We start from the raw sequence: 8,905 nt of genomic DNA on the forward strand, positions 1-8,905 counted from the left end.
CCAAGCTTCTTGAGGACGCCGCGGAAGCGCACGACGCCTTTGTCAACACGAGGCGCTTCTGGCGTTGAGGCAGGATGAAGGGGTGGTGGTGAGGCAGTGCAGTTGCCACGGGCGCCACACCTTGCCACACCCGCAGGTGAGGCAGTGGGGCAGATGCCGGCGAAGAAGAGGCCTTCGTCTTCATGCCGGATCACCGCAGACATAAAATGCGAGCGGGTTCCGCTTGCTGTCGAGGCGTTCCTCAGTGCCAATAGCGCCGGTTTCCTGCCATGTCCGAAGAATGCACTTGATCTTCGCTCTGGCAGTTTCAGCGGGTCGACCACCAATTGGCTGAAGACAAAGTCCTTCACTGAATGCGAGTTTGAACTTCTCGGCGTCGAACGCGAGCGGGGTAAGCCGGCATTCGCACTCATGGCAGAACCGGGCACCCGAAAATATGTCGGCAGTGCGTTCGTCAGCGTCAATCGCGAGATGCGGAAGCGGCTGTGGAAACGAGTCCAGGAACATGCCGGGCCACCGCCCAAGGACATGCCAAAACGGCCGGCAACGCAGTGGGTAAAGCCGGGTATCAAAGCCCGTGTGAAGCATCTCAGGGGCGAGGAAGACCTTCGGCACGCCTCACTGCAGGATTTTTGGGACGCCGATTAAAAGGGCGCCTCAACGCTATAGAACATCAGTCGTCTTCTGCCATCGCTCCGGCCCTAGGGTCAAACCCAACGGAAGATCAGTTGACTTTGGGCCGCAGCGGCTCATCCTGACTTGTTGGCCTACCTTTCCGACCAACTTTGAACAGGGAGGAAGCAATGGAAGCCGTCAATCGTAGATCCACACTTGCACTCGGTCTTACAGTGGCCGCAACGCCACTGATCGCTTGGGCGACCCCAGCCGCCGCACAGACTTACGGCCCCGATGAGGGCAAGGAGGTCGGCCCCGGTGTCAGAGTTGTAGCGCTTGGTGAGCGGGCTTCGGTCATACCAGCTTATAAAACGGTCATGCTACGCGATGTTGTAATCCAACCCGGGGCGAAGACGCCGGACAACGTGATGAAGAATGACATGCTCTGCCACCTGACCGAGGGAGAACTTTCCGTCGTTCAGAACGAGAAAAAGTTCACCGTCAAGAAGGGCGATGTTTGGACCTGCGCCAAAGCAGATACGACCGAAGGCACCCAGAACACGAGCAGTGCGGTCGCAATCATGCGGGTCATCGATTTGATGCCCGCATGAAGTTAAGCGATGAAGTGAAGTCCCGCCATCCGTTGCGCGAGCTCGAGCGGCCCAGCGGCTTGCGGTTTGGGGGGAGACCGCCGGGCCTTCCCCCAAGCCCGGCTACCATCGCGCAAGGGCTGCACAAGCGCAAGCTTCGCCCCTTTCAGCAGGGGCATCCAGCTGGCTAGAACGACAGATAAATGCTCACTCCCGAGCCAGGATAGTAGCCAGGGTAGTAGCCAGGGTAGTAGCCAGGATAGTAGCCAGGGTAGTAGCCTGGGTAGTAGCCCGGATAGTAGCCTGGGTAGTAGCCCGGATAGTACGGCCGATAGTAGCGCGGATAGTAGTTACGGTAGCCGTAGTAGCGGCGTGGATAACAAGAACCATAGTAGCCGCAATTCCGCCTGTGGCGGCCATTCCGCCATGCGTACCGGTTGTTCCAGTGGCGGCCATTCCGCCAGTAACGATTACCGTGCCCCTTTTTCCATTTTTTGACGGGTTCGACCACGTTGGCCTGGGCTTGCTCGGGTTTCTGCATGAACGTCGGCGCGGCGTTGACCGGCAAGGCGAAAGATGCGGCCAAGATTGTGGCCGCTAGTGCTGGTAAGAGCCTTTTCATCGCGGACTCCTCTGAATAGGAAGACGCAGTTTCTGGCTATCCAGTTTACGCCAAGGAGCCTGAACCGTCGATGAACGGCGGCGCGTCTACACGATGTCGGGCCTCAGCGGCGCCTCGTGTTTTTGGCCCGCTGCCTCAGGTGGCGGGCTTTTCATCAGGGGCGCTTGAGTTCTGTCGGAGGCTTATGCGAAATCTCGCCAACTGCACTGCTATCAGAACGGACCGGCCCTATAGCGCGGTAATCTCTGCGATTACCTCCAATTTCTAGGGTAATTCCGCGACCAGTACGCGCACGCACGCGAGGGAAGTTAGCTCAAGAAGCCCGATAAGAGACAAGGGCTTAGGCCAACTTAATTAACGGCTTTCCGGTTAATCGATTTTGTGCCCTGCAAAGACTCGCAGGCAGGTGACGTTTTGAACTTTCGAACCTTTTGAGTGTTCGCCCTAGGACGCCCCATAGAAATTTTCGGCTGCTAATCGTGGCTCTCAAAGCCGAGCAACAATGTCCCGAAGGCGGTTGATGCGCGGGAGTAGTCGGCCGGACTTTGCCTCGTCCCGAATGTCGAAGCTAGCCAGGGGGTGTCTAAAATAGATGGTGAGTAGATGGCTGCTGGACACAAACCGCAGTCGCGAGCCGCCCCCGCCAATGTCCCGAACGGCGATGTCGATCGGGATTTCATTTTCTTGCCTCTCCCTTAGCCCATGGCCAGGGTTTTGGTGATGTCACATCGCGCGCCAAAGCCCGCGGCTCGCCTGGTTCCGATTCCTGCAAACGACTCTAGGACGGCCGATCTTTTGACACTGGAATCCTCAAATGAAAAAGTCCGATTCAGGGGGTCCGAAGGTGATGAATGTCGGCTCCGAAAGGTGGCCGCTGCCCGCAACGACGAACTCGCCGACGAATGCGCCGGTGGTGCCGTCATACTCCAGCACCGAGTGGCCCAGCTCGCTTGCGACCAAGAGGTTGCCGTTCGAGTTGAACGCCATGCCCTCGGCCTCATTGAGGCCGCCGCTGCCGGCGGTGATGAAGACACCTTCGAACTCGCCGGTCGTGCCGTCGTAGCGCATGACCTCGCTCGTCGCGGCGCTGCTGAGAAACAAGTCGCCGTCGGGGCCGAAGACCATGCCGGTCGGATCCAAGATGTTGCTCTCCGAACTGGGGACGAACTTGTCGACGAACGAGTTCGTCGCTGGGTCGTAGCGAAGGACCTCGCCGGGTCCTGATTCCGGAGCGCTGGCAACATAGAGCAGGCCATCCGGTCCGAAGACCAGCGCTTCCGGGTCGTCGAGCCCGGCCGCGTTGGCAGGATCGACGACGGCCTCGAAGACGCCGGTGTCGCCGTCGAAGCGGAGGATCTGGTTGCCGAGGCCGTCGTCGGTGAGGCCCGCGGCGACGAAAAGGTCGTTGTCTGGTCCGCCAAATGCGATGCCGGCAGGGTCGACGAGGCCGTGGCCGCTGGCGAAGACATCAAGGAAGTTGCCTTTCTCCCCGTCGTAACGAAGCACTTCATCGCTGCGGCTGGCGACGTACAGGTTGCCGTCGGGACCGAAGGCGATGCCTTCGGGTTCGATGAGGCCGCCACCGTTGGCGAACTTTTTCAGAAAGGCGCCGGTCTCGCCGTCGTATGCCATGACGCTCTTCGTGTTGGTGCTGCTAACGAACAGAAAGGTATCGTTGTCCGTGTCCGCAGCGAGTTGCTTCTTCTTGGACATAGTGGACCTCCGTTCACAATGGACGGTAACGGCCGCCTATCTGGTCCTGACAGTCGCCACTGGAAAGCGCTACAGCCAAAAGCACAGTCTTACGTCCCGTTTACCCCCTTCGTGTCTCATAGAAGGATGGCTTTAAACGCCCGTCCGCAATCGTCAGGGTACGCTTGGAGCGAGATGAGAGCAACCAGCAAGTGCCCGAGAGTTTATGCTTGGCAAGCGAGGGAGGCTCTGACAGTCGCGCGCAAGGATTCGCCCCGCAAAGGGGCGTGCTTGGCGAAATCAGTCGTCGAATTTTAGGGTTGCGTCAGCCCAATTCGGCAGGAAGCGCTCGCAATAGCCAGCTTGGATGCGTCGACAGCGGCCGATCCAAAAGCTGTCTCGCCAGGGTTTAGGTTAGAGACCAGGGCACCACCCACTTGAACCGCTTTCCCGGCGGCATCCATAAATGCGCAATTGAGGAAAACAGAGGTTGATGGGTCGGAGTTCGATCTGAGCGGCCTTGTCGCACATTTCAGCCCTTCGGCTTGGCCAACCTGACGCCAGCGCCGCCGCCGGCCGCTAACCGGGGCTCTCAAAGCCGAGCAACAATGTCCCGAAGGCGGTTAATGTGCGGGAGCAGTCGGCCAGACCTTGCCTCGTCCCGAATGTCGAGGCTAGCCAGCGTCGTCTGCACCGCCTCATGGAAGCTCAGGGGTGTCTAAAATATGGAGCAAAGGCTTGAGACAACAGTTTTGGCATTTGCAGCATGTTCTCGCAGACCAATGCTGCGAGGTCGGATAGCAATGAAGCCCGCGCCCAGGAGGGGGAGGACGCGGGCTGATCGGAGGGTGCCCGCACGGAACATCAGGCGCGGGTGTGCGTTTCGCAACTTCTCAGCGAAATGCCGCTTTGGCATTGGGCCGCGTTGGCGGTTGGTTCCCTACGCCATCGGCGTCGCACTGCTGGTCTGGGTGGCTGGTTGACGGTTGATTGTGTCGTTCCCGACAGCCGCCCTTTCCCTTCCCACGCCGTTGGGGGTTCGGGGTCTTGATCAAAATTTTACATTAGAAACTTGGAACACAAGTGAGGCAGAGAACATTGTTGGCGCCATGGACAAGAACGATGACGACAAACTTCCTGAGGGATTTCCGGGCAACCTGCCCGAGGATCCAGTGATCCTAGCCGATATCACGCAAAGAATTTCGAGAGAGATCGACGGTAAAATTGGGCCGGACGGTTTGGCGGTCACGGAGGCCAGGCGGGAACGCAATCTGGTTGAGGAATGGGAAGTAGCTGACGTCGCCCTCGACAGCCAACCGTCCGTGGTTCCGTTTTTCCTGGTTCTGTATGTGCTCTCAATGTTGGGCTTGGTAGGGTACGCCATCGCTCGTTGGTACTTTCTATGGCGTGCTTGAGTTTCCGTCGCGCCGTCGCGCGATTGGGAACAAGCGCGAGATAGGGAAGTTTGGCGTAAGGAGCTTTCCTATGGCTGACGAACAGGATAGGGCGCCGAACAACATTGATTTCGTCGTTCGACTTGGTCAAAGAAACCGGCATCACCGAAGAACAGGCCCGAGAGCTTATCTTGTTCCTCGGGCTCCATTGGGCATCGCTGCTCCGGGAAGCAAAGGCCCTAGCTGCCAAGCGGTAGGCGGCTTTTTGTCAGATATATAATTGGCACCTGATGAAGGCGTCTAGCCCGCTGTGCCTAAAAGGTGCGGCGCGCTTTTTTGTTGTCCGAGATGTCCTGAATCGTATTATTTGCGCAGAACGTTTGCCGGAGGGGGTGGTATGCCGATTAATCGAAAGGCTAAGGAATTTGGCGTCTTCAGTGCATCCGAAGTAGCTACGCTGGGCCGTGTGTTCGACCGGCTCAAGAGGGAGGGCGACTCCGAACATCTACGTGAGGCTCTCGCGTCCCGGATCCTTGCAAATTATACGGCCGGTATCACTGACGAGGACGAACTCGTCTTAGCGTCAAAACTGCCGTTAGGTCGTAGACGCAACGCAAATTAGGCCCCCCACAGCCCCGACGAACGTTCATGCAACCACCGCCACGTCTTCGCGTTTAGCCACTTCAATTCTGGAGAGTGACAAAGATGCCGGCGTTTATACCGATCACGATCTACCTGAATCATAGATCGATGCTGGTTGCATCGATACCTGATGCTGAGACGGCGCTTCAGCAACCATGGCCATTCATGGACAAGCCGTCCCGACTTGAGGCAATCCGAATGGTTGAGGAATGCCTGGCCGGACATTGCAGTCACCAGGCTGCGTTCGCTGCATTCGAGGCGGCAGCATCTGAACAGGGCCTTCTCAAGCAAAAGCCGCCAAGCGTAGGCCTTAGGAAATTCGACGGGGTTGCCGAAGACCTGCTGTGAGGTGATGCCGCCTCGAGAATTTGAACCGCTGACGCGCCTCGCCTGGGCGGACTGGTCAGCCGGATTGCCGACCACCCGCCAAATCGAGGAATGGCGGGTGGTCGCTTATCAGCGCAGGAAGGGACTTAGCTGCGCGGATCTCAAATCGCGTGCTTCTAGCTAACAATAATTCCTATCGCCAGGACGTGATCGATACGGCGAACACCGGAGCGAGTAACCAGCGAGCTTGGTGGACACTATTCTCCATGATCTCTCTCCTGTGAGCACATGGCGAGAACGAGTGCCGGCAGTCGCGGTACCGGGCTGCACCCCGTCGCCGTCCTTTGCGACAGCAAGGTCAGACTTAGGTCCTACTTTGAGTAGACCGAAGCCCAATCAAGGAACGTTTGCGGCTGCCTGAGGTTTGGTGTGCTTGGCGCGAAGACGATGCCGTTCAGCGCAACAGAACTCACGCAAGGAGGCAATTTATGAGAATGCGTCTTTCAACTTTCGCCGCGGGATTTCTGCTGCTGGCAGGTATCGGCGCCGCTGCCGCTCAGGACGTTGTCATCGCGCCTGAACAGGAAACGGTCATCAGGGAATATGTGAAGAAGCAGCCGCTCGCGTCGGTGAAAATCCCTGGAGTAGAACTCAATATCGGCTCAACCTTGCCCGAGACGGTCGAGCTTCATGAAGTCCCCGACACCGAATACCGCTACGTGGTCGTCGACAACCGGACCGTTGTCGTTGACCCAGGCACGCGCAAGATCATCAAAATCATCGAATGACCAAAGCGACTGGGAGGACAGCCCGCCGTGCCGAAAGGTGCGGCGGGTAGCCAGCAAGGGAGGAATGTGATCACCATGTCGAACCGTGAGATTGGAGCGTCGCAGGCGCTGCGAATGCGCGTGGCTGGCCTCAATGAGAGGATGCGCGGCGCTCGGATTACCGAGAGCGAACTGAAGACCTTTCAAAGGGTCGCAGCCATTCTGGAGGACGGCAAGGGCAGAATCCCTGCCGATGATTTGATTGCCGTATCCTTTGTCGTCGAGACGCTGGACAACCAACCCGGCTTCAATCTCTCCAAAAAGTGACGCGCTGCAATGTCCTCTCTCCCAGCCTATTCTCTGTTGGTCTGACTTTCCAATGCCCGCAATGCAATTTCGCCGTTATCAAGAACGGCAGCTGGTTTCAGGTCGTTGCCCACTACGGATGCGAGGGATGCGGACGCGAGATCCGGATTACCTATCCCGACAAGATTGCCATCTTCCAGAAGCACGCGCACTTGGCCACGACCCCGCCGGGAGCCGCGGAACCACGTTCCGTTCACTCTGGCTAGCCCGTCCCGTTTGCCGGCCAATGATAATTCAGAGGTAGGAGAGGTAGCCATGGCTGGCGATCCAACCGTTCTTAACTCAGGCGAAAATGGCGGCGGCACCCTCATGGGTATCCATTGGTTTCACCCTCCGGTCTACATCGGAACCGACCGACCTGGGTTCACCTACGTATGTACCAATGTCGAGGGTGCCGCGGCGGAACTCATGAAGTGGACCAAGCGGGGACCTAGATGGAAGGAGGCCATCGAGGCCTGCGTCGCTCTCATTAAAGGCGAGCGCACGCCCGACGATGTAAGAAAGGCGTTCGAGGCCGCTGCCGAGGAGGAGGGGTTGCTACGCTCCACTCATTAAGTTCGAGCGGCCCGACAGCCCCTCAAGGATCACGAGAAGCCGCCGGCCCAACCGGCGGGGCGTCTGGAAACGCGTCCAGGAGCATGCCGGGCCACCGCCAAAGGACATGCAAAAGCGGTCGGCAACGCAATGGGTCAAGTCGGGGATCAAAGCCCGCGTGAAGCACCTCAGGGGAGAGGAAGATCTAAGCCGAAGTTTGAATTGAAAATGTCCGGCAAGTGGCGGATTTGCGCGGTTTCCCGGCGAAACTGTTCGCCATTTGTGTCCATGTAAGGGATTCCCAAATCGGTCAAAATATGATTCGATTCGCGCATGTTCATCGAGACCGTGCCCAATCGCCAGTCGCCGCCCGCCGTGTTGCTGCGCGAGAGCTACCGTGATGAGCGCGGCAAGGCCCAGAAGCGGACGCTGGCCAATCTGAGCAAGCTGCCGGCCGCGGTGATCGACGGGCTGAAGGCGCTGCTCAAGGGCGGCCAGGTGATCGGCACTGGCGAGGACGGGTTGCGGGTCGAGCGCTCGCTGCCGCATGGGCATGTGGCGGCGGGAGTGGGCATGGTGCGCAAGATCGCGCTCGACCGGCTTTTGTTGAGCACGGCCAGGGACGTCCAATCGCGGCGGCATTGCGACCTGGTGGTCGGGATGCTGGTCGACCGGCTGGTGGCGCCGCGCTCCAAGCTGGGGTTTGTCCGTGCGGTCAATCCCGAGACCGCATGTTCCAGCCTGGGTCAGGTTCTGGGCCTGGGAACGGTGGCCGAGCACGAGGTCTATGCGGCCTTGGACTGGCTTTTGAGCGAGCAGCATTGGGTCGAGAACGGGCTGGCGCGGCGCCATCTGCGGGACGGCACGCTGGTCCTCTACGACGTGAGTTCCTCCTACTTCGAGGGGCGCCAATGCCCGCTTGCGCGGTTCGGCCACAGTCGCGACAAGCGGGGCGATCGCCCGCAGATCGTCTACGGCTTGCTGTGCACCAAGCAGGGGCTGCCGGTGGCGGTCGAGGTGTTCGACGGCAACGCCGCCGATCCGACGACGCTGAGTGCGCAGGTCGACAAGCTCAAGCGGCGCTTCCGGCTGGAGCGCGTGGTGCTGGTCGGCGACCGCGGCATGATCACAAGCGCCCGCATCCGCGAGGATCTGCAGTCGGCCGGGCTGGACTGGATCGCCTGCTTGCGGGCACCGCAGATCCAGGCCCTGGCGGCGCAGGACGGGCCGCTGCAGCTGTCGCTGTTCGACGATCGCGACCTGGCCGAGATCACAAGCCGGGACTGTCAGGAATTCTGTGCGCGAGGCCCGCTTTCGTCATTGGCTGACGAACCTCTCGCCGAAGACGACGGCGAA

At 59.2% G+C, this 8,905-nt stretch carries 10 protein-coding genes; 7 read left to right on the top strand and 3 right to left on the bottom strand.

The genetic code is table 11. The features are described 5' to 3' along the window. Positions 1-180 precede the first annotated feature (180 nt). Complete coding sequence (locus AC0L16_RS32950) at positions 181-507, bottom strand: hypothetical protein (protein WP_473625698.1); 327 nt, start codon at positions 505-507, stop codon at positions 181-183. A gap of 296 nt (positions 508-803) precedes the next feature. Here AC0L16_RS32950 and AC0L16_RS32955 point away from each other — a divergent pair, with 296 nt between their 5' ends. Continuing rightward, entirely contained in the window at positions 804-1,226 is a 423-nt protein-coding gene (locus AC0L16_RS32955) for a hypothetical protein (RefSeq protein ID WP_091598150.1), read from the top strand. A gap of 166 nt (positions 1,227-1,392) precedes the next feature. Here AC0L16_RS32955 and AC0L16_RS32960 read toward each other — a convergent pair whose 3' ends face one another. Both AC0L16_RS32960 and AC0L16_RS32965 read right to left on the bottom strand, forming a co-directional pair. Further along, complete coding sequence (locus AC0L16_RS32960; RefSeq protein WP_473625699.1) at positions 1,393-1,827, bottom strand: hypothetical protein; 435 nt, start codon at positions 1,825-1,827, stop codon at positions 1,393-1,395. 810 nt (positions 1,828-2,637) lie between these two features. Then, the gene (locus AC0L16_RS32965; protein ID WP_473625701.1) at positions 2,638-3,540 is read right to left on the bottom strand and encodes a Vgb family protein; all 903 of its coding nucleotides are present in this window, start codon (positions 3,538-3,540) and stop codon (positions 2,638-2,640) included. A 1,088-nt stretch (positions 3,541-4,628) separates the two neighbouring features. Here AC0L16_RS32965 and AC0L16_RS32970 point away from each other — a divergent pair. From AC0L16_RS32970 to AC0L16_RS32995, 6 genes are all read left to right on the top strand, one after another. Then, complete coding sequence (locus AC0L16_RS32970) at positions 4,629-4,934, top strand: hypothetical protein (protein WP_473625702.1); 306 nt, start codon at positions 4,629-4,631, stop codon at positions 4,932-4,934. Between the two features lie 684 nt (positions 4,935-5,618). Next, complete coding sequence (locus AC0L16_RS32975) at positions 5,619-5,903, top strand: DUF982 domain-containing protein (protein WP_353682800.1); 285 nt, start codon at positions 5,619-5,621, stop codon at positions 5,901-5,903. A gap of 467 nt (positions 5,904-6,370) precedes the next feature. Next, positions 6,371-6,670, top strand: a complete 300-nt coding sequence (locus AC0L16_RS32980; protein ID WP_473619457.1) for a DUF1236 domain-containing protein — start codon at positions 6,371-6,373, stop codon at positions 6,668-6,670. Positions 6,671-6,697: 27 nt separating this feature from the next. Continuing rightward, a complete protein-coding gene (locus tag AC0L16_RS32985; protein ID WP_473625703.1) occupies positions 6,698-6,976 on the top strand; it encodes a hypothetical protein in 279 nt (92 codons plus the stop codon). Between the two features lie 294 nt (positions 6,977-7,270). Then, positions 7,271-7,570, top strand: coding sequence for a DUF982 domain-containing protein (locus AC0L16_RS32990; RefSeq protein WP_473625705.1), 300 nt, complete (start codon positions 7,271-7,273; stop codon positions 7,568-7,570). 312 nt (positions 7,571-7,882) lie between these two features. Further along, the coding region (locus tag AC0L16_RS32995) for an IS1634 family transposase (RefSeq protein ID WP_473625706.1) at positions 7,883-8,905 on the top strand (1,023 nt) is incomplete at its 3' end.

This window comes from Mesorhizobium sp. WSM4848 (assembly GCF_055811375.1).

Excerpts from the sequence above, each read along its gene's own strand:
- AC0L16_RS32950 (WP_473625698.1), bottom strand. The coding sequence starts at position 507 with ATGTTCCTGGACTCGTTTCCACAGCCGCTTCCGCATCTCGCGATTGAC.
- AC0L16_RS32955 (WP_091598150.1), top strand. The coding sequence starts at position 804 with ATGGAAGCCGTCAATCGTAGATCCACACTTGCACTCGGTCTTACAGTG.
- AC0L16_RS32960 (WP_473625699.1), bottom strand. The coding sequence starts at position 1,827 with ATGAAAAGGCTCTTACCAGCACTAGCGGCCACAATCTTGGCCGCATCT.
- AC0L16_RS32965 (WP_473625701.1), bottom strand. The coding sequence starts at position 3,540 with ATGTCCAAGAAGAAGCAACTCGCTGCGGACACGGACAACGATACCTTT.
- AC0L16_RS32970 (WP_473625702.1), top strand. The coding sequence starts at position 4,629 with ATGGACAAGAACGATGACGACAAACTTCCTGAGGGATTTCCGGGCAAC.
- AC0L16_RS32975 (WP_353682800.1), top strand. The coding sequence starts at position 5,619 with ATGCCGGCGTTTATACCGATCACGATCTACCTGAATCATAGATCGATG.
- AC0L16_RS32980 (WP_473619457.1), top strand. The coding sequence starts at position 6,371 with ATGAGAATGCGTCTTTCAACTTTCGCCGCGGGATTTCTGCTGCTGGCA.
- AC0L16_RS32990 (WP_473625705.1), top strand. The coding sequence starts at position 7,271 with ATGGCTGGCGATCCAACCGTTCTTAACTCAGGCGAAAATGGCGGCGGC.